Raw genomic sequence first — 20,770 nt, 5'->3', positions numbered from 1 at the left:
TTTTTCCCATGCTGAGTTTGCATACCAACAACGCGTCGCTGTCCGCACAAAACTCGATTGCAAAAACGCAATCGCAATTGTCGACCTCGATGACCCGCCTGAGCACCGGCTACCGCATCAATTCGGCTATGGACGACGCCGCCGGCCTGCAGATCGCCACACGCCTGAAAGCCCAGACCAGCGGCATGACCGTTGCCATGAGCAACACGCAAAACAGCACCTCGATGCTGCAAACGGCCGAAGGCGCGTTTGGCGAAGTGACCAACATGCTGGTGCGCATGAAGGATCTGGCCACGCAAGCGGCAGATGCCTCGTCGAACACGGATGATCAGAAAGCCATGCAGGCGGAGTTCGATGCCCTGGGCCAAGAACTGTACAACATCATGAGCAACACCACGTTCGGCGGCAGCAAGCTGCTGGGCGACGGTGCCGGCACCGCCGGCTCGCCAACCCTGTCGACCACCATGACGTTCCAGATTGGCGCAAGCTCGACGGAAAAAATGTCGATCGACGTCTCGGGCGGCATGTCGACCCTGAACACGGCGCTGAAACTCGTGTCGACCAAATTCTCGTCGGTTGCCACGACGACCGCCGGCGCCGAAATCTCCACGGGCACCGCCGCCAATACCATGATCAAGACGCTGGCCGATGCCATCGACAACGTCGGCACCGTGCGCTCCGCACTGGGCGCCGCAGCAAACCGTCTGGACCACATCAACAGCAACCTGTCAAATATCTCGACCAACACCAAGGCCGCGACCGGCCGCATCATGGACGTTGACTTCGCCACCGAAAGCTCGAACATGACGTCGTCGCAAATGCTGCTGCAAGCCGGCACCGCGATGCTGAAACAAAGCAACAGCATGTCCTCGATGGTCATGTCCCTGCTGCAATAATCGACTGCGCTTCCAGACCAGCCCCGGCAAGCGATTGCCGGGGCTTTTTTCATCCAGCAACATCCATATAAAAAATTTCCATATGGCATTTAATAAGCGTCGCGACATGGTCGTCTTGTACTAGGGAGAGCGCGATGGTTCGCGGCTCCCGACCGAACATACTTATTAGGAGTTTTTCCAATGCTGAGCCTGCATACCAACAATGCGTCGCTGTCCGCGCAAAATTCGATTGCTAAAACACAATCGCAACTGTCCACCTCGATGACCCGCCTGAGCACAGGCTACCGCATCAATTCGGCCATGGATGACGCGGCCGGCCTGCAGATCGCCACGCGCTTGAAAGCTCAGACCAGCGGCATGACCGTTGCCATGAGCAACACCCAAAACAGCACCTCGATGCTGCAAACGGCTGAAGGCGCGTTTGGCGAAGTCACCAACATGCTGATCCGCATGAAGGACCTGGCCACCCAAGCTGCCGATGCCTCGTCGAACGTGGACGACAAAAAGGCCATGCAGGCAGAATTCGATGCCCTGGGCTCGGAACTGGCCAACGTCATGACCAACACCACCTTCGGCGGCAGCTTGTTGCTGGGCGATGGCACGGGCGCCACCGGCACGCTGTCGTCGGCCATGACCTTCCAGATCGGCGCGAGCTCGACGGAAAAAATGTCGATCGACGTCACCGCCGGCATGACCGGCCTGGCAGCTGCCCTGAAAGCCGTATCGGCCAGCTTCTCCACCGCCGGCGCCGCCGGTACGGAATTGACGGCAGCGGCCAACACCGCCATCGGCAACCTGACCACCGCCATCGACAAAGTCGGCACCGTACGTTCGGCACTGGGCGCTGCCGCCAACCGTCTCGACCACATCAACAGCAACCTGTCGAACATCGCCACCAACACCAAGGCCGCTACCGGCCGTATTATGGATGTTGACTTCGCCACCGAAAGCTCGAACATGACATCGTCGCAAATGCTGCTGCAAGCCGGCACCGCGATGCTGAAACAAAGCAACAGCATGTCCTCGATGGTCATGTCCTTGCTGCAATAATCGACTGCGTTTCACGACCAGCCCCGGCAAGCGATTGCCGGGGCTTTTTCATGGCCGCACGTGAATATGAAAAATTTCCATACAGCATTTAATAAGCTGGCAGATCTGGTCGTCTTGTACTATTGAGGGCAAGAAACGTTGCCCCTCGACGAATTCACCTTACAGGAGCAACACCATGCTGAGCCTTCACACCAATAACGCATCGCTGTCCGCACAGAACTCGATTGCCAAGACCCAATCGCAGCTGTCGACCTCGATGACACGCCTGAGCACCGGCTACCGCATCAACTCCGCCATGGATGACGCGGCCGGCCTGCAGATCGCCACGCGCCTGAAAGCCCAGACCAGCGGCATGACCGTTGCCATGAGCAACACGCAAAACAGCACCTCGATGCTGCAAACTGCTGAAGGCGCGTTTGGCGAAGTCACCAACATGCTGGTACGCATGAAGGATCTGGCCACCCAAGCTGCCGATGCCTCGTCGAACGCACAAGACAAGACCGCCATGCAGGCAGAGTACAACGCCCTGGGCCAGGAACTGTACAACGTCATGACCAACACCACCTTCGGCGGCAGCTTGCTGATGGGCAATGGCACTGGCACCACCGGCACGCTGTCGGCCGCCATGACCTTCCAGATCGGTGCGAGCTCGACGGAAAACATGACGATCGATGTCAAGACCAACATGGTCACCCTGTCGGCATCGCTGCTGGCCGCGACGAAGAACTTCGCCGCCGCTGCCTCGACCGGCGCGTCGGAACTGACCGCCACCGCCAACGCCACCATCGACCTGCTTGCCACGGCCATCAACGACGTGGGCACCGTACGCTCGGCACTGGGCGCTGCCGCCAACCGCCTGGACCACATCAACAGCAACCTGTCGAACATTGCCACCAACACCAAGGCTGCAACCGGCCGCATCATGGACGTCGATTTCGCCACCGAAAGCTCGAACATGACGTCGTCGCAAATGCTGCTGCAAGCTGGCACCGCGATGTTGAAACAAAGCAACAGCATGTCCTCGATGGTCATGTCCTTGCTGCAATAATTTTTATCCCGCATTACCCGCTGGTACAGGCCAGCAAGAAAGCCAGACCGCGCGTCTGGCTTTCTTACACCCATCGCATTCCATTAAATAATTTCCACACAGCATTTAACGTTTACCTCCAAGTGGTCGCCTGTCTTGATTGAGGACGAAAAATACTACCGTCCTGCAATGCATTCACCACAGGAGTTACCATATGCTGAGCCTACACACCAACAACGCATCGCTGTCCGCACAGAACTCGATCGCCAAGACCCAATCGCAACTGTCGACCTCGATGACACGCTTGTCCACCGGCTACCGCATCAACTCAGCCATGGACGACGCCGCCGGCCTGCAGATCGCCACGCGCCTGAAAGCGCAGACCAGCGGCATGACCGTTGCCATGAGCAACACGCAAAACAGCACCTCGATGCTGCAAACGGCTGAAGGTGCGTTTGGCGAAGTCACTAACATGCTGGTACGGATGAAGGATCTGGCTACGCAAGCGGCCGATGCTTCGTCGAACGGCCAGGACAAAACCGCCATGCAAGCCGAATACGACGCGCTGGGCCTGGAACTGTACAACGTCATGACCAACACCACCTTTGGTGGCCAGACCCTGCTGGGCGACGGCACCGCCGGCAAGGGTACGCTGTCGGATGCGATGACCTTCCAGATCGGCGCAAGCTCGACGGAAAAAATGAGCATCAACGTATCCACTGACATGGGCGCGCTGAACACCAAGCTGATTGCGCTGTCGGCCAACAATTTCAAGGCCAGCACCGCAGGCGTGGGTACCGAACTGACTGCCGCCGGTACCGCCAATACCACCATCGACAAACTGGCAGCTGCCATCGACAACGTCGGCACCGTGCGTTCCGCCCTGGGCGCCGCCGCCAACCGTCTCGACCACATCAACAGCAACCTGTCGAACATCGCCACCAACACCAAAGCCGCTACCGGCCGCATCATGGACGTTGACTTCGCCACCGAAAGCTCGAACATGACATCGTCGCAAATGCTGCTGCAAGCCGGCACCGCGATGCTGAAACAAAGCAACAGCATGTCCTCGATGGTCATGTCCCTGCTGCAATAATCTATGCTTGGCCGCTTGCGGCCAGCAACGCAAAGCCAGGCTGCGGTCTGGCTTTTTTTATGTGCGAAACGTATTAATTTGACTATATTGCCTTTCGATTTAACAATGTTGGCGCCACAGTCGCCTATACAAGATAGACCCGTTTCACCCTCACCGCCCACCGGAGCCGCCAAGTGCTGAGCATTCACACCAATATCGCCGCACTGTACGCACAACGCGCGATGGGATGGGCGCATAGCCAGTTATCCACATCGATGCAGCGCCTCTCCACCGGCTTTCGCATCAACTCGGCCATGGACGACGCAGCTGGCCTGCAAATCGCCACGCGCCTCAGTGCCCAGGTGAGCGGCATGACGGTGGCCATGCGCAATACGCAGAACAGTACCTCGATGCTGCAGACGGCCGAAGGCGCGTTTGGCGAAGTGACCAGCATGCTGGTACGCATGAAAGACCTGGCCACGCAGGCGGCCGACGCTTCCTCCAACCAGACAGACCGCGACGCCATGCAGTCCGAATACGATGCGCTGGGGCTGGAACTGTACAACGTCATGACGAATACCACCTACGGCGGCAGCCTGTTGCTGGGCAATGGTAGTCTTGGCAAGGGCACGCTGTCGGAGGCGATGACCTTCCAGATCGGCGCCAGCAGCAGCGAAACCATGAAGTTCGACGTGTCAGGCAAGATGGGCGGACTGGACACGGTTCTGAAAGCCATTTCGGCCAACTTTGCGCCAGGCGCCACGGCCGGCAGCGAAATCGCCACGAATGGCGGCGCCAACAGCATGATCGACCAGCTGGCGGCAGCGCTCGACCAGGTCGGCGGCGTGCGCTCGGCCCTGGGCGCGGCGGCCAACCGCCTCGGCCACGTGCACAACAACCTGGCCAACATGGTCACCAATACCAAGGCCGCCATCGGCCGCATCATGGATGTCGATTACGCGGCGGAAAGCGCCAACATGGTGTCAGCACAAATGTTGCTGCAGGCGAGCACGGCGATGCTCAAGCAAAGCCAGAGCATGCAGAAAATGATACTGTCGCTGTTGCAGCCATGACGGCTGATACAGCCTGATTCACCAGCTCGTATAGACTCTCTTCCGGACATAGTGGCATGGCGATAGACCGCATTTCATCGGGTAACCCGGTTCCCCTGATTACCCAGCGCTTCGACGTCAGCCCCGCGACGCCGATGGTGCCGGGCGTGGTGCAGCCGCTGGTGCCCATCGGCCCCTACATGGCGCCCGCGCCGGACGCCGGCACCCTGCCCGCCCAGCTGCAACAGAAGGGACAGGACAGCCTGGCATCCCTCATCAAGCCCAATGCCGATGGTACGGGCGGCGCCATGCCGCGCGACAGCAGCGCGATGCAGGTCAATCAGCTGTTCTTCACGCGCCAACTGGTCTGGCAGCCGCCTGACGCGGCGCAGCTGGCCGCCTCGTGGCGCGTGATGGTCAAGACGTACGGCGAGCAATATGCGGCCCTGCAGGAACAGGCGCGCGGCCAGCACGTACCGGGCAACCTGTTCATGGCCGAGCAGCAACCGGCCCTGCTGCGCGAAGGCGCCCGTCCTCCACTAAGCGTCGACAGCGAAGCGTGGCGCTTTGCCGTGTATGGCTGGGGCGGCCAGCGCCTGCTGCTGCGCGTGCTGGCCAGCGACGAGGAAGACGATGCGGCACCCCGGCGGCGCGGCAAGGTGGCGCTGCGCGTCGAACTGATCATCATCGGCATCGGCCGGGTCGTGATCCAGATGGAACCGGCCGGCGACGGCGTGCTGCTGGAACTGGCTGCCGACGAGGAAGCCGCATTGCGCCATGTGCGCCTGGCCCTGCCCGAAATCGCCGACGCGGTGCGGCGCGCCGGCCTGCGCGTGGTGCGCTGCCGCCTGAACCGCCAGCTGCATGCGCAGCGCGTGCATGGCAATTACCCGATGCAGGCGGGCGCCGCATCGCTGTCGCTGCCCCTGTTCCGCGCCATGGCCGAAGTGGCGCTGCTGCTGACGCAGCCGGAAGCGGAAGCGGCGGCCGATCCCGAGGCGCCCGCGGCTTCCCGGGGCGAAACTGAAGAGGAAACCATCATCACCTCGAAGGAAGTGGCGGCGCCGCTCGGATACGACTATGGCGATGAGGAAGACATGGCGCAAGGCAGCACCGTGTTGCTGCTGGCCGACGGCCAGGAGCACGACCTGCTGCCGCCCATCGACGAGCAGGATTGATACAGCAAGATTGATACAACAAGATTGATACAACATAAAAAAACGGCGCCCGAGGCGCCGTTTTTTTGTTTATTCCACCGTTTACCCCACCGTGCCGATAATGCTCACCTCGCGGTTCTCCGGGATTTCGTTATACGACAGCACATGCAGGCCAGGCGCGAACAGGCGCGCGTAGCGGGCCAGCAACGGACGGATCTGCGGCAGCACCAGCAGCAGCGGCGGCGTGGCCTGCTGCTTCATCTGCTCGCGCGCCACCGGCATGTTCACCTGCAGCTGCGACAGCAGATGCGGGTCGATCGGGTAATTATCCAGCGTGACCTTGCCCGACTGGCGCGCCTGGTTCAGCGAACCGAGCAGCATGTTTTCCAGCTCGCCACCCAGGTTAAACGCCTGCATTTCCATCTTCTGGCCAAACAGGCCGCTGACGATCTGGCGCCGCAGCGCACAGCGCACTTCTGCCGCCAGCAGGATCGGGTCCTTGGTGGTTTCCGAACTGTCGAGCAAGGTGGTGGCGATGGGCACGATATCCTTCAGTGACACATTTTCTGCCAGCAAGACGCGAAACACGCGCAGCATCTGGGTGTGCGTGAGCGCCTTGTCGAGCGCGCCGGCCAGCTTGGGCGACAGGGCCGTCAGGCGCTCCATCATGTTCGAGACGTCTTCGTGGCGGAACAATTCCGGCAAGTACTCGCGCACCATCTTCGACAAGTGCGTGGCGATCACGCTGGGCGCCTCAATGACCTGGTAACCCAGGCCAAGCGCATGCGCCTTTTCACCGGGTTCGATCCAGGTGACGGGCATGCCGTAAGCCGGCTCAATGCCGGGAATGCCATCGAGCTGGCCATACACGTTCGGCGACGGGATCGCCATCAGGCGGTCGGCCTGCACTTCCGCCTGCGCCACCACGGTGCCCGACAACACGATGGCATATTGCGATGGCTTCAGGGCCAAGTCGTCTCGCACGCCGATGTTCGGCAGCAGCAAGCCCATCGATTCGGACAGGCTCTGGCGCACACCCTTGACACGCTTGTTCAGCGGTTCGCCTTGCGTTTTATCCACCATGCCCACCAGTTTATAGCCGAGCATCACCATCAGCGGTTGCACGGCGGGCAGTTGCTGCCACTCCAGCTCGGCAGGCTTGTCGTCGCGCAAGGCCGCCTCGATGGCCGCCATGCCGGCCGCATCGGGTCCCTTCACGCGCTTGGTCAGGCGCCATGCCACGAAGGCCAGCACACCGGCGAAGGTCATGAACATGAACCACGGCATGCCCGGGATCAATGCCAGCGCCACCATCATGCCGGACGCGCTGAAGATCACCGTTGGCGAAGTCAGTACCTGGCCCGCCACTTGCTGTTCGAAGTCGCCCGAATCGCTGATGCGGGTGACGAGAATGGCGGCCGCAGCCGACAGCAGCAGCGCCGGGATCTGCGCCACCAGGCCATCACCGATGGTCAGCAGTGCGTATTGACGGAAAGCATCGCCGAACGACAGGTCGTGCATCAGCGAGCCGATGGCCACGCCACCGACCATATTAATGATCAAAATCAGGATACTGGCGACGGCATCGCCGCGCACGAACTTCGACGCGCCGTCCATGGCGCCATAGAAATCGGCTTCAGCGGCCACATCCTTGCGCCGGATCTGGGCTTTTTCCTGGTTGATCAGGCCGGCGTTCAGGTCGGCGTCGATGGCCATCTGCTTGCCCGGCAAGGCATCGAGGGTAAAGCGCGCGGACACTTCGGAAATACGTTCGGCGCCCTTGGTGACGACGGCGAAGTTGATGATCATCAAGATCACGAAGACCACGATACCGACGACGAAGTTACCACCGATCACCACATTACCGAAGGCTTCGATCACCTTACCGGCCGCGTCCGCGCCCGTATGGCCGTGCAGCAGCACCACGCGCGTGGACGCCACGTTCAACGTCAGCCTGAGCATGGTGGTGGCCAGGATCACCGTCGGGAAGACGGAGAAATCAAGCGGCCGCTTGGCCGACACGCTGACCAGGATGACGATCAGAGCCAGCACGATATTGAAAGTGAACAAGATATCGAGCAGCACGGGCGGCAGCGGCAGGATGATCATCGCCAGGATCACCAGCAGGAACAGCGGCGTGGCGAACTTGTGGCGGCGCATTTCGGCAACCAACCGGTTCAGGAAATTCATGAAGGGACTACCTCGCTCAAATGAGATGGCACGGCCATCTCGGTGGGTAATACGGGCTGGGCAGCACGCTGCCCGGACCGGAATGCTTTCAATTGCAGGATGTAGTTGAGTACCTGCGACACGGCCTGGTACAGCTGCACGGGAATCTGCTGCTGTACCTGGCTGGTGTTGTAGATGGCGCGCGCCAGCGGCGGCAACTCCAGCGTTTCTATATTGTGTTCCTTCGCCACTTGCCGGATATACAGCGCCATCTCGTCGACGCCCTTGGCAACGACAAACGGCGCCTCGGCGCGGTCCTGGTCATACTTGAGCGCGACGGCGTAATGCTCGGGATTGACGATCACCACGTCGGCGTCGGGCACGGTCTTGCGCACGCTGCGCCGGCCGATCTGCTGCTGCAGCTGGCGGATGCGCTGGCGCACTTCGGGCCGGCCTTCGCTGCTCTTGTGCTCTTCCTTGACATCCTGCTTGCTCATGCGCTGGTTGCGGGCAAAGAAAAACGCCTGCGCCGGCACGTCGATGATGGCAAACAGGACGAAGACGGAAATGAGCGCCATCAAGCCGTCGAGCATCAGCGCCGAGCCATCGAGCATGGCCTGTTGCAGGGGCCGGTGCTGCAAGTCCACGTACTGCGTCAGGCTGGAGCGGCTCACATGCACGAGCACCATGCCCAGCACGGCGGCCTTGGCGATGGACAGGCCGAATTCAAAAGCATGCTTGGGCGCAATCAGACGACCGAGGTTCTTGGCCGGGCTCAGGCGCTCCATTTTCGGCATCCAGTTCTTCGAGCTGATGACCCAGCCGCCAGGGATCAATGAGCCCAGCACGACGAACAGTGGCACGCAGAACAGCGGTACGATCATCTTGATCAGCAAGCCCACCGACGTCGTAAACGCCATCGACATGGCATTTTCCAGCGCGCCCTTGCTGTCGAGCGGCATAAAGGCCATGGCGAACAGCTCGCGAAAGCTTTGCAGGTAGCCCGGCAGCAGGTAAATAAAGACCTTCATACTGATCAGGATGCCCAGCGCCGTCGACAGGTCGCGCGAGCGCACCACCTGCCCTTCCTGTCGCGACTTCTTCAGCTTTTGCTGTGAGGCCTTTTCTGTCTTGTCGCCGGTGCTGCTATCCGCCATGGGCCACCCGCATCTGTTCGGCGATCATGTCGAGCACGCGGTTCGTCATCGCTATATAGTGTTCCGGGATAAAGCGCACGATCTGCACCAGCATCAGCAGGCCGAACATGGTGATCATGGAAAAGCCAAGCGAAAACAGGTTCAGCGACGGCGCCACGCGGTTCAGGAAGCCGAAGCCCAGCTGCACCACCATGGTGGAAAAAACGATGGGCAAGGCCAGCAGCATGGCGGCGGCAAAGATCCACGCCACGTTGTAGGCCACCGTCTGCAGCAACAGGGGCCCGTAGCCCTGTCCCACGGGCCAGGCAGTAAAACTGGCGCCGATCACGCCCGTCAGCACGAGGTGGCCGTCGATGGCGAAAAACACGATCATGCACATGATGGTGAGCATCCCCGTAATCACGTCCGACGAGGTGCCATTGAGCGGATCGTTCATGACGGCCATGGAAAAGCCCACCTGGCTAGACACCAGGTAGCCGAGCACCGACATGACCGACATGGCAAAGTGGAAAGCCAGGCCGAGGACGAAGCCGATGATGGCCTGCTCCAGGGTGGCGACGACGGCGTGCAGGGAAAATGGATCGATTTTCAACAAGTCCTGCGAGATGCCCGACGCCTGCATCACGGGCAGCATCAGGATCGCCAGCACCAGCGACAGCAACACTCGCACGGGAACGGGCACCATGGCGTCACCGATGACGGGCGAGGCGCTGAGCATGGCCAGGATGCGGCAGAACGGCCACCACACGGCCAGCAGAAACGGCAGCACCTGATTGAAAATCTGATCCATGGGCGCGCGGCGCTATCCGACCAGGGTGGCCGCGCGCTGAAAAATGGACACGCAATAATCCATCAGGTAACCGGCCATCCAGCGTCCGGCCAGGATCAACGCCAACAGGGTGACCAGCAGGCGCGGCAGGAAACTCATGGTCTGTTCATTGATCGAGGTGGCCGCCTGCACCAGCGCAACCAACAGGCCCATGAGCAGACCTGGCACGACCAGGATCACCACCAGCAGCATGACGACATGCAGCGCTTCGATGATCAGGTCGACGGCGACTTCAGGGGTAAACATCGTTCAATAGCCCTGTATGCTGGTAACCAAGGTGTTGACGGTCAGGGTCCAGCCGTCGACCAGCACGAACAGCAGCAGCTTGAACGGCAGCGAAATTACCAGCGGCGAGAGCATCATCATGCCCATCGCCATCAGCACCGACGCCACCACCAGATCGATGATGAGGAACGGGATGAACAGCATGCAGCCAATCTGGAACGCCGTCTTGAGTTCGGACAAGACAAACGCCGCCAACTTGACCGTGAAACTATGGTCTTGCGGACGCATGGTCGACGGCTCGCCTGCCAGATGGGCGATCTGCGCCAGCGCAGCCTTGCTCGTCTGCGCCAGCATGAAGCGCGAAATCGGCACCTCGGCGATCTTCAGGGCTTCCTGCATGCCGATCTGGTCACGGTCGTAGGGCACGAACGCATCCTTCCACACCTGGTCGCCGATGGGACGCATGACCAGCAGGGTGAGAATCAGGGCGATGCCCGTGACGATGCGGTTGGGCAAACCCTGCTGCAGGCCCAGGGCCTGGCGCAGCAGGGACAGCACGATGACGAAGCGGGTAAAGCTGGTCATCATCATGACCATCACGGGCAGAAGCCCGAGCAGGGTCATGACGACGAGGATCTGCATCTTCACCGACAGGTCAGTCTTCGCGCCCGGCACCACGCCGGACAGCAAATCCTGCGCCCCGACGGAGCTGCAGCACAGCATCAGAACGGGGACAGCCAGCGCGGCAGCCAGCGCGCCGCGGCGCCGGCTCAGACCGGGTACCGCCAGCTTCATGCTGTCATCAGGTCGAGATTGAGGCCGTCGAGGTCGATGACTTTCAGGCCATAGTTCTCGCCGGCCACCACCACTTCGGCACGGCCGATCGGCGTGCCGTTGACCTTGATCACCAGCGGTTCGCCGGCCAGCATGTCGAGTTCGATCACGCTTTCCGGGCCGATGGCCATCAGTTCTTCCAGCGAAATGCGGGCCGAGCCCACTTCCAGGGTCAGCGTGACGGGAATCTTGCGCATCATCTGCGGAATGTCGCGCCGCGCGCGGGTGCTGGCCACGTCGGACACGTCGCCCTGGTCGATGATCATGTCATCACCCAGGTCTTCCAGCAGGGTTTCGCTCTGGTTGGTATCGGTCATATTCATATTATTCGACATCTTCAAAGGAGGTTAAACAGAGCTTGCCCTTGTGTTCGGAAACAGCAGCTGTAAAGAGACGGGAGTCGTCGAGCATGACGTCAGTACGGCTGAGGCTGACAGGAATCACGTCGCCCACGCGCAAGTCGAACAAGGCGCCCAGTTGCACCTGCTTGCTGACGAGCCGGCCTTCCAGCGTCACTTGCAGGCGCGAAGCGAGCGGGCGCACGCTGCGCAGCGCCTTCTTCGCCTGCGCGCGCTCGGGCAGCAAGCCGCGCAGCACGTCGGTCATCAGGCGCTTGTCCAGCGAGAACCAGAAGTGGCCGCTCTGCCCGGCTTCGACGTCGCTGAGCGCCACGGTGACAATCCAGCTGCCGCGCGACGGGTGCACGCCCGACTGCACGGCAAACTCGGCACTGGTGTCGATGTCGCTGCTTTTGCCCAATGTTTGCAGGTTTTTGTGGACGCGGGCGAACAAACTGTTCACCAACTGTTGTCCCAACACCACAGCGAGGCGCTCTTCCGTGGCCGTCACGCGCACCTGCGCCGGATCGGGCAGCACACCCTTGGCGCCGGCACTACCGTAGCGATAGTTCAGCACGCTCAAGAGTATCTGCCGTTCGAGCGTAAAGCCCGTCTGGCCGGCCGGCGTGGAAAAACTCAGCCAGCGATTCACGCTGTCCTCGTTTTCGGCGCGCGACAAGGTCACGGCGTCGACCTGGAAATTACCCCAGTAGCGACGGCTCATCGGTTGGCGCAGCGCCACGGCCAGGTCGTCGCGCAGCTGGGCGCCGAATACATGCAGCAAATGGACAGGACGTCCAAGCAGACAGGAATCGAGGACTTGATGGCGCACAGTTTGATCTGTCTTGGTAAGGATTGTCATGTAGTGGTCATGTCGGTATTGCGGTGGCAGAACAAATTATACGGATCGCCCGAAATTAAATACAGCATCATCTTGGCCTTGCCGACAGGTGTGCAAGCAAACGATTGCGCATCGTATCGCATGCTAGATGACTACGGTGCTGAACAATACATGAAAAAGTCGAATATTGCCATGTATCAATATTCCTTGAGGCAATCCTCTCTTTACTTTATAGTTGCCCCGAGGTAAGCTTATAGCCACAAAATAGTGATTTGCAGTGCGCCATTCCGCTTACCTGATTCCGGTTTTTATGGCAATTCCAGTTCCTCTTATTGCCACTAGCAGAAACTTTTATCAGATAATTATTAGTTGTCATGGCCATGTAAATCATGTTGGCGTGTTTTTGCCGGGTTTGTTTGAATCTGCTTGAGCGGATGGTGTGGCAACTGATAAAACTGATGGGCCTTGCGGATCGGGCCGGGCAGGAAGGCATTCGTATGCACTTCCGCCGGATTGGCAACACCAGTAATTCTGATTGATACGTCACCGCATATTGAAAGTAGAGGGCACGATGAGCAACGAACTCGCAGGTTTGATCAAGGCCGATCTGGCAGCACTGAGCAATGATGCGCACGCCCTGGGCGCCAGCATCGCCCCGGCCGCCCAGTTCGGCGCACCGGAACAATCCGGCTTCTCCTTTGCGCAAAGCATGAAAGACGCCATCGGCAAGGTCAATGGCGACGACCGCATGGCCGCGCAGAAAATGAGCGACGTCGATAGCGGCAAGAGTGACGACATGGTCGGCGCCATGCTGGCCAGCCAGGAAGCGAGCCTGTCCTTCTCCATGTTGATGCAAGTGCGCAACAAGGTCATGGGCGCCGTCGACGAACTCATCAAACTGCCTCTGTAATCTTCACGTCCTGATCCACGCCCAGCCTCCCAGCGAAAGTTACCCCAAGTGATTACCCCCATGAAGTCCGCATTTGCGCGCTGGCGCCTTGGTGCCCAGCCCGCCATCCCGCCCGCCCTGCTGAAAAACCTGGTTCCCATCGTCGTGCTGGCCATCGGCATCACCGCCATGGTGACTATGTATGCCTGGCGCGACCAGGCCAACTACAAGCCGGTGTTTGGCGCGCGCGAAAAAGTGGCCGTGACGGACATGATGGCAACCCTGGACGCCGAGCACATCCCCTACCGTTTGCATCCGGACAGTGGCCAGGTGCTGGTGCCCGATGCCATGCTGGGCAAGGTGCGCATGCTGCTCGCCTCGAAGGGCGTGACGGCGCAGCTGCCGGCAGGCCTGGAACTGATGGACAAGAACGACCCGCTGGGCGTATCGCAATTCGTGCAGGACGTACGCTTCCGCCGCGGCCTCGAAGGCGAACTGGCACAAAGCATCATGACGATGGACGCGATCGCTTCGGCGCGCGTCCATCTGTCGATTGCGAAGTCGACGTCGTTCGTCGCCAGCGACGGCGACAAATCGTCCGCCTCGATCGTCGTGGCGCTGAAACCGGGCCGCACCCTGGCGCCGGAACAGATCGCCGCCGTCATCAATATGGTGGCCGGCAGCGTCGCCAGCCTGGCGCCTACGCGCGTGAGCCTGGTCGACCAGGGCGGCAACCTGCTGTCCTCGCACGTCGACCTGACGGACGGCTTCGATGCGTCGGCCGCCGGCAATGAAGGCGCGAAGCGTTTCCAGGATGAAATCCGCCGCAACGTCACGGGCTTGCTGGGTCCCGTTATCGGCGAAGACAACTTCAAGCTCAGCGTGACGGCCGCCGTGAACAACGACCGCGTGGACGAAACGCTGGAAAAATACGGCGAAGCCCCGAAAGTGACCAGCGAAGCGATGCGTGAAGAGCAGGAACGCAACCGCACCGTGGCCGGCATCCCGGGCAGCCTGTCGAACCGTCCGCCAGCGGCCGCCGTGCCGGCGCCGGCCGATGCAGCAGGCGCCGCGCCGGCCGATGGGGCACCGAGGCCGTCCGACGATGGCACGGCCCGCAAGAACGCCACCACGCGCCAGTACGCCTACGACCGCAGCATCACGCAGATCAAGCGTAGCCGTGGCCGCCTGGAAAAACTCAGCGTCGCCGTTGTCCTCAACAGCGCCGCCGCACCGAATCCGAAAACCGGCTGGACCCCTGCCGAACTGGGCAATATTGAAAAAATGCTGAGCAGCGGCCTGGGCATCAACGCCCAGCGCGGCGACAGCCTGAGCCTGACTGCGCTGACCTTCCCTGCCAAGCCGCCCGTGGCGCAGTGGTGGGAAGAGCGTGACACCGTTGTCGATTTCAGCAGCTGGCTGCTGTACGCCCTGGGCGCCGTGCTCGGCTACTTCCTGATCCTGCGTCCGCTGATGCGTTTGCTGACCACGCGCCTGGCGCCGCCGGCACTGAAACAGCTCGATCCTGCCCTGGCACTGGGCGGCAGCAGCGGCGCCGGCGCGAATGGCGTGGCCGCCGCTGGCGCGCCAGCCCTGGGCGTGAATGGCAGTCCGCTGGCGCTCGAAGGCGAGGCCAGCGCTGGCAACATGCCAGTCGTGCCCCTGCTGGAAAATTATGATTTGCCGCCACCAGGCTCGGCGGTCGACGTGATGGTCGATCACCTGAAAGTGCTGGCTGAAAAAGAACCCGAGCGTGTCGCCGAAGTCGTCAAACAATGGATGCAGAAAAATGGCCGAACTCAACAACAATAATCCCTCCGACGGCGCTGAGTACGAAAGCGTCAGCCTGAATCCCGTGGAACAGGCCGCCATCGTGCTGCTGAGCATAGGCGAAGAGCAGGCAGCCAACGTGCTGCGCTGCCTGTCGCGCGAAGAATTGCTGGAAGTCACGCAAGTGATGTCGCGCATGAGCGGTATCAAGGTCGAATCCGTGAAAACGGCCATGCAGACCTTCTTCGACGACTATCGCCAGCAAAGCGGCGTGCACGGCGCCTCGCGCAGCTACCTGAAGCGCTCGCTGGACATGGCGCTGGGCAGCGATATCGCAAACAGCGTGCTGAACAACATTTATGGCGACGCGATCCGTCCGAAAATGGCGCGCCTGCAGTGGGCTTCACCAAAATGGCTGGCCGAATACATCGTCAACGAGCACGTGCAGATGCAAGCCGTGTTCCTGGCCTTTTTGCCACCCGCGCTGGCAGGCCAGATCCTCGACGCCCTGCCCGTCGAAGGCCGCGACCTGGTTTTGCTGAACCTGGCGCGCCTGGACGAAATCGACCGCGACCTGCTGGTCGAGCTCGACGAACTGGTAGGCCGCTGCCTGGGCACGCTCGACACGCAAAGCACCAGCGTGGAAGGCATCCGCCAGGCCGCCGAGATCCTCAACCGCATGCCGGGCAACCGCGCCGCGCTGGTCGAACTGCTGCGCGCACACGACCCGGACGTCGTCTCGGAAATCGAACTGAGCATGTACGACTTCCTGATCCTGGCCACGCAAAGCGATGTCACGCTCACACGCATCCTGGAAGACGTGCCGATGGAACAGTGGGCCATCGCCCTCAAGGGCGCGGAACCGTCGATCCGCGACGCCGTGCTGAAAACCATGCCGCGTCGCCAGGCACAGAGCTTCGAAGACATGATGCGCCGCTCCGGCCCCGTGCCCCTTTCCCGTATCGAGCAGACGCGCCAGGAAATCATGGCCACCGTCAAAGGCCTCGCCGATGCGGGCGAGATCGAAGTGCAACTGTTTGCTGAAGCGGTGATCGAATGAAACACTTCCGCTCGTATCGTTTCCCGCCCCTGTCGCAATTCATCGCCGCCGGCCAGCGCGCCTCCAACGAGGATACGGATGGCCAGTGGCAGGCCTCCGTCTCGGAAGGTTTCGAGCAGGGCCAGCGCGACGGCTACGAAGTGGGCCTGGTGCAAGGCCAGCAGGACGGCTACGACTCCGGGCGCAGCGATGGCATGGCGCAGGGCCGCGAAGAAGGCCGCAATGAAACCCTGGTGGCGCTGGACCGCCTGGCGCGCCCCGTCGACGCCATCTTGCGCGACCTGAAAAAAGTGCGCGCGGATTACCGCGAAGCACAGCGCAAGGAAGTGGTCGACCTGGTGGCCAAGGTGGCCCGCCAGGTGATCCGCGCGGAACTGGCGCTGCAACCGGTGCAATTGCTGGCCCTGGTCGACGAGACCCTCGCCTCGATGCCGCCCACGCGAGAAGAAATCGACGTCTTCCTCAATCCGGAAGAACTCAAACGCATCAGCGAACTCGATCCGAAGCGCGCCAAGCGCTGGAACCTGATCGCCGACGCCCGCCTCGACGCGGGCGAATGCCGCATCAAGGCGGGCGACAATGAAGTCGACGCGGGCTGTCACCAGCGCCTGTCGGCCTGCATGGAACAGGTCAGCAGCCACCTGGCGCTGGCCGCCGAACACGCGGACCAGGGCGCGCCTGCATGATCGCCGACACGCTGCGCAGCTTCGAGATCGGCGACATTCCGGTCGCGACGCCCACCGGCCGCCTGGTCGGCGCGTCCGGCCTGCTGCTGGAAAGCGCCGGCTGCCGCCTGCACACGGGCCAGCGTTGTCAAATTGAAACTGTGAGCGGCGAGTGGCTCGATGCGCAAGTCGTCGGTTTCCGCGAAAAACTGTCCTACCTGATGCCCTTCAAGAAAGCCACGGGCCTGACCACGGGCGCCCGCGTGCTGCCCCTGCCCGATAAGGCCAGCCTGCAGATCGGCCCGTCGTGGCTGGGCCGCATGGTGAATGGACTGGGCGAGCCGATCGATGACCTGGGCCGCCTCGGTGGCGAACACATTCTGGAAGTCACGCCGCCGAAAATCAACCCCCTGAAGAAACAGCCCGTCATCGAACCACTGGACGTGGGCGTGCGGGCGATTAACAGCATGCTGACCCTGGGCAAGGGACAGCGAGTGGGCCTGATGGCCGGTTCCGGCGTGGGCAAGAGCGTGCTGCTGGGCCTGATCACGCGCCAGACGGTGGCCGATGTCGTCGTCGTCGGCCTGATCGGCGAACGGGGCCGCGAAGTGCGCGAATTCGTGGAAAAATCGCTGGGCGCCGAAGGTCTGAAGAAAGCCGTGCTGGTGATCGCGCCGGCCGATGAATCGCCCTTGATGCGCATCATGGCCACCGAACTGTGCCATTCGATTGCCGCGCATTATCGCGACCAGGGCAAGCACGTGCTGCTGCTGGTCGATTCGTTGACGCGCTATGCGATGGCCTTGCGCGAAGTGGCGCTGGCCCTGGGCGAGCCGCCGGCCACGCGCGGCTATCCGCCGTCCGTCTTTTCGAACCTGCCGCAACTGGTGGAGAGCGCCGGCAATGGCGCCCACCCTGACGGCAGCATGAGCGCCATCTATACGGTGCTGGCCGAAGGCGACGACCAGCAGGACCCGGTGGTCGACACGGCGCGCGCGATTCTCGACGGCCACATCGTGCTCACGCGCGAACTGGCCGAGCGGGGCCACTACCCCGCCATCGACATCGCCGCCTCGATCAGCCGCTGCATGGCGCAGGTGATCACGCCCGAGCACATGCAGGCGGCGCGCGCGCTGAAAGCGTCGATGGCGCGCCATGCGCGCGTGCGCGACCTGATCCCGCTGGGCGCCTACGTGCCTGGCGCCGACCCGATTACCGACCGCGCCGTACAGCTGCACGCCCCCATCGAAACCTTCCTGTGCCAGGGCACCAAGGAAGAGGCGCCGATGGGGCCGTGCATAGCCCAACTTGAACAGATCATGGCCTAGGAGCATATGTGAGCGACGCGCATACCATCCGCAACCTGACCACCCTGGTCGGCCTGCGCAGCACTGAAGTGGAACGCCTGCAGAGTGACATGGCGGCGCAGACGGCCGTGCGCGAGCGCTACCAGAAAAACCTGGAACGCCTGACGGGCCTGTACACGGATAGCGGCCCCAGCGGCGCCCTGCCCCTGGCCCTGTCCGTCAATTGCGGCAATTTCAAGCAGGCGGTCATGCAGATGGCCGACCAGCACCGTACCGATTTGCACCTGCACGAAGCCAACATGGCCGTGTCGCAGCGCGCCCTGAATACGGCCTGGGCCAAACGCGAGGTACTGGACCAGGTGCTGACGCAAAAACAAAAGCATGTTGCAAATGAGCAACAGCGTGTCGATGCCAAGCGGCAAGATGAGCTGGCGACGCAATTCTGGTTCCGCGGGCAGGTAAAATGAGGTTTGTGTAAGTTTCTTTCAGGAAAACTTCACAAAACGGGAATGGGGGTCGCCTTGTACCGGTATATCCCTTTATTCAGGAGTCTGGCATGGCAAGCGTAATTACCTCACCGCAATACGATCCGATCCCAACGGCGGAGAAGCTGGCGACCAAGGCAGTCGCAGGGCAGAAAGCTGCCCTGGCGGCGCAAACGGCGCTGGCCAATAACACCACGACGGCGCTGGGTAACCTGAAGTCGGCCATCTCGACCTTCCAGAGCGCCATGTCGGCCATGACCGGCAGCAAGTCGGTGCTGAGCCAGTCCGCTACCTTCCCGACCGCCGGCTATGGCACGGCCACGGCCGGCATCAAGGCCGTGCCAGGCTCATACAGCTTTTTCGTGGAAAAACTCGCCACGGCCAGCCAGGTGTCATATGGTGGCCTGAGCGGCGTTGCCACGGCCGACGGCACCGGCACTCTGAAAGTGAAAATCGGCGATGGTGTGGGCGACAACACGCTCGATATCGACCTGGCCGCCGCCGACAAGGATGGCAATGGCACGCTGACGCCACAGGAAGTCGCCGCCGCCATCAATGGCAACAGCAAGAACAATTCCCGCGTGACTGCGTCCATCGTCACCGTCGGCAACGAAGCGCAACTGGTGCTGACGTCGAATGTGACGGGCAGCGCGAACGCTGCCATACTCGACGCCAGCGGCGTCGCCAACGTCGCGCTGAAAGGCGCGCTGATCGCCCCTGCCAACATCAAGGAAGTGGTGAAGGCCGACGACGCCATCGTCTGGCTGGGCGGCAAGGATACAGGCACGAAAATCACGCAAGCGTCGAACACCTTCACCAACGTGCAGGATGTGAAAATCACCTTCACGCGCGCCATGATGGCCAGCGAAGCGCCCGTGCTGCTGACCGTCGCCACGGACAGCAGCGGCACCGCCGCCAACGTGCAAACTTTCGTCGATGCCTACAACAAACTGAAAACCCTGATCGATGGACTGGCCAGTCCCGGCAACCCGGAAAAGAATATCGCCGCGGGCATCTTTGCCCATGATTCCGGACTGAACGCGCTGCGCAGCAGCATGGGCAATGCCCTGCGCCTGAGCATCGGTGGCGATTCGCTGGTGTCGTATGGCATCACCGCTCAGCGTGATGGCTCCATTAGCCTCAATACCGCCAAGCTGACGGCCAAGCTGGCCACCAACCCGACCGGCCTGGATCAGCTGTTCGGCAACAACAGCCTGTCCTCCCCGGCCGGCGTGCTGGGCGGTCTGGACAAAGTACTGGGCCAGTGGAGCAATATCACCAAGGGCCAGATCGTCCAGCGTCAGGCCGCCACGGACAAGCTGCAGAAGAGCCTGGTCAAGAGCGGTGAACGCCTCACGGCCCAATATGACACGGCATACAAACGTTTCCTCGATCAATTTACCCGCCTGCAAGTCATGCAGGAACAAATGAGCAAGACGTCCGACATGTTCGATGCCATGTTCAGCAACAATAAATCCTAAGGCGGATGCGCCTGCCGCGCCGCCGCACGTTAACATAGCGAGAAGAAATAATGTTAAACAATGAAGCTTACGGCAATTACCATGCAGTCAACCTGGATGCCCAGACCTCGCGCGCCTCGCCGGTGGAACTGGTACTGGTCCTGACCGATGGCTTGCTGGAAGAACTGGCGCGCGCGCGCGGGCATATCGTGGGCAAGCGCTACGAACAGAAGGCCATCAGCCTGGATAAATGCACGCAGATCATCAACGGTCTGTCGAGCTCGCTCGATTTCGACAATGGCGGCGAGGTGGTGGTCAACCTGGCCCGCCTGTACGACTACTGCGTGGCGCGCCTGTACACGGCCGGCATCAAGCTCGACCCGACCCTGATCGATGAAGTAACGACCTTGATGACCACCATCAAGCGCGGCTGGGTAGGCGTGCAGGCCAACAATGCCTAGGCGCGCTGCGCTGCAGCAGCTGA

At 61.4% G+C, this 20,770-nt stretch carries 21 protein-coding genes; 14 read left to right on the top strand and 7 right to left on the bottom strand.

All coding sequences use genetic code 11. The annotated features are described in order from the left end of the window. Positions 1-8: 8 nt before the first annotated feature. From CLU92_RS04080 to CLU92_RS04055, 6 genes are all read left to right on the top strand, one after another. Entirely contained in the window at positions 9-896 is an 888-nt protein-coding gene (locus tag CLU92_RS04080; RefSeq protein WP_101480834.1) for a flagellin, read from the top strand. A gap of 180 nt (positions 897-1,076) precedes the next feature. Then, positions 1,077-1,946 (top strand): flagellin, encoded by an 870-nt coding sequence (locus tag CLU92_RS04075; RefSeq protein WP_101480833.1) that lies wholly within the window; start codon positions 1,077-1,079, stop codon positions 1,944-1,946. A 175-nt stretch (positions 1,947-2,121) separates the two neighbouring features. Further along, on the top strand, positions 2,122-2,994 hold the full coding sequence (locus tag CLU92_RS04070) for a flagellin (RefSeq protein ID WP_101480832.1): 873 nt from the start codon (positions 2,122-2,124) through the stop codon (positions 2,992-2,994). Between the two features lie 193 nt (positions 2,995-3,187). Beyond that, entirely contained in the window at positions 3,188-4,069 is an 882-nt protein-coding gene (locus CLU92_RS04065) for a flagellin (protein WP_101480831.1), read from the top strand. 173 nt (positions 4,070-4,242) lie between these two features. After that, on the top strand, positions 4,243-5,121 hold the full coding sequence (locus CLU92_RS04060) for a flagellin (protein ID WP_101480830.1): 879 nt from the start codon (positions 4,243-4,245) through the stop codon (positions 5,119-5,121). A 56-nt stretch (positions 5,122-5,177) separates the two neighbouring features. Continuing rightward, positions 5,178-6,278, top strand: coding sequence for a hypothetical protein (locus tag CLU92_RS04055; RefSeq protein ID WP_180338422.1), 1,101 nt, complete (start codon positions 5,178-5,180; stop codon positions 6,276-6,278). Between the two features lie 81 nt (positions 6,279-6,359). Here CLU92_RS04055 and CLU92_RS04050 read toward each other — a convergent pair whose 3' ends face one another. Genes CLU92_RS04050 through CLU92_RS04020 form a run of 7 tightly spaced genes read right to left on the bottom strand, consistent with a single transcriptional unit; the run spans position 6,360 to position 12,671 of the window. Next, positions 6,360-8,447: a flagellar biosynthesis protein FlhA gene (locus CLU92_RS04050; RefSeq protein WP_101480829.1), complete on the bottom strand. Its 2,088-nt coding sequence runs from the start codon at positions 8,445-8,447 to the stop codon at positions 6,360-6,362. Continuing rightward, on the bottom strand, positions 8,444-9,583 hold the full coding sequence (locus CLU92_RS04045) for a flagellar biosynthesis protein FlhB (protein ID WP_101480828.1): 1,140 nt from the start codon (positions 9,581-9,583) through the stop codon (positions 8,444-8,446). Before CLU92_RS04045 ends, CLU92_RS04050 begins: the two co-directional genes overlap by 4 nt. Next, complete coding sequence (locus CLU92_RS04040; RefSeq protein WP_101480827.1) at positions 9,573-10,373, bottom strand: flagellar biosynthetic protein FliR; 801 nt, start codon at positions 10,371-10,373, stop codon at positions 9,573-9,575. Before CLU92_RS04040 ends, CLU92_RS04045 begins: the two co-directional genes overlap by 11 nt. Positions 10,374-10,385: 12 nt before the next feature. Next, the gene (locus tag CLU92_RS04035; RefSeq protein WP_034757874.1) at positions 10,386-10,658 is read right to left on the bottom strand and encodes a flagellar biosynthetic protein FliQ; all 273 of its coding nucleotides are present in this window, start codon (positions 10,656-10,658) and stop codon (positions 10,386-10,388) included. A gap of 3 nt (positions 10,659-10,661) precedes the next feature. Continuing rightward, positions 10,662-11,432, bottom strand: coding sequence for a flagellar type III secretion system pore protein FliP (fliP, locus tag CLU92_RS04030; protein WP_101480826.1), 771 nt, complete (start codon positions 11,430-11,432; stop codon positions 10,662-10,664). Then, the gene (locus CLU92_RS04025) at positions 11,429-11,794 is read right to left on the bottom strand and encodes a FliM/FliN family flagellar motor switch protein (protein WP_046684914.1); all 366 of its coding nucleotides are present in this window, start codon (positions 11,792-11,794) and stop codon (positions 11,429-11,431) included. The genes fliP and CLU92_RS04025 overlap by 4 nt, the downstream gene beginning before the upstream one ends. A gap of 1 nt (position 11,795) precedes the next feature. Continuing rightward, positions 11,796-12,671 carry a FliM/FliN family flagellar motor switch protein gene (locus CLU92_RS04020; protein WP_257560966.1) on the bottom strand — a complete coding sequence of 292 codons (876 nt, stop codon included), beginning with the start codon at positions 12,669-12,671 and terminating at the stop codon, positions 11,796-11,798. A 550-nt stretch (positions 12,672-13,221) separates the two neighbouring features. On the opposite strand from CLU92_RS04020, the gene CLU92_RS04010 reads away from it, so the two are divergent. From CLU92_RS04010 to fliS, 8 genes are all read left to right on the top strand, one after another. Then, positions 13,222-13,560, top strand: coding sequence for a flagellar hook-basal body complex protein FliE (locus CLU92_RS04010; protein ID WP_096235044.1), 339 nt, complete (start codon positions 13,222-13,224; stop codon positions 13,558-13,560). A gap of 60 nt (positions 13,561-13,620) precedes the next feature. Next, the gene (gene fliF / locus CLU92_RS04005) at positions 13,621-15,351 is read left to right on the top strand and encodes a flagellar basal-body MS-ring/collar protein FliF (RefSeq protein WP_101480823.1); all 1,731 of its coding nucleotides are present in this window, start codon (positions 13,621-13,623) and stop codon (positions 15,349-15,351) included. Further along, positions 15,329-16,369, top strand: coding sequence for a flagellar motor switch protein FliG (locus CLU92_RS04000; RefSeq protein ID WP_035818015.1), 1,041 nt, complete (start codon positions 15,329-15,331; stop codon positions 16,367-16,369). The genes fliF and CLU92_RS04000 overlap by 23 nt, the downstream gene beginning before the upstream one ends. Beyond that, positions 16,366-17,055, top strand: coding sequence for a flagellar assembly protein FliH (fliH, locus tag CLU92_RS03995; protein ID WP_077403169.1), 690 nt, complete (start codon positions 16,366-16,368; stop codon positions 17,053-17,055). Before CLU92_RS04000 ends, fliH begins: the two co-directional genes overlap by 4 nt. Continuing rightward, positions 17,052-18,362, top strand: a complete 1,311-nt coding sequence (fliI, locus tag CLU92_RS03990; RefSeq protein WP_101480822.1) for a flagellar protein export ATPase FliI — start codon at positions 17,052-17,054, stop codon at positions 18,360-18,362. Before fliH ends, fliI begins: the two co-directional genes overlap by 4 nt. Positions 18,363-18,370: 8 nt before the next feature. Next, a complete protein-coding gene (fliJ, locus tag CLU92_RS03985; protein ID WP_096235040.1) occupies positions 18,371-18,808 on the top strand; it encodes a flagellar export protein FliJ in 438 nt (145 codons plus the stop codon). 89 nt (positions 18,809-18,897) lie between these two features. Next, positions 18,898-20,307, top strand: coding sequence for a flagellar filament capping protein FliD (gene fliD / locus CLU92_RS03980; RefSeq protein WP_101480821.1), 1,410 nt, complete (start codon positions 18,898-18,900; stop codon positions 20,305-20,307). 50 nt (positions 20,308-20,357) lie between these two features. Then, positions 20,358-20,747, top strand: a complete 390-nt coding sequence (gene fliS / locus CLU92_RS03975) for a flagellar export chaperone FliS (RefSeq protein WP_092802392.1) — start codon at positions 20,358-20,360, stop codon at positions 20,745-20,747. Positions 20,748-20,770 lie beyond the last annotated feature (23 nt).

This window comes from Janthinobacterium sp. 61 (assembly GCF_002846335.1).
Classification (GTDB): domain Bacteria; phylum Pseudomonadota; class Gammaproteobacteria; order Burkholderiales; family Burkholderiaceae_D; genus Janthinobacterium.
Note: the sequence above shows the minus strand (reverse complement) of the source record. Positions and strands in the feature narration are given on the sequence as shown.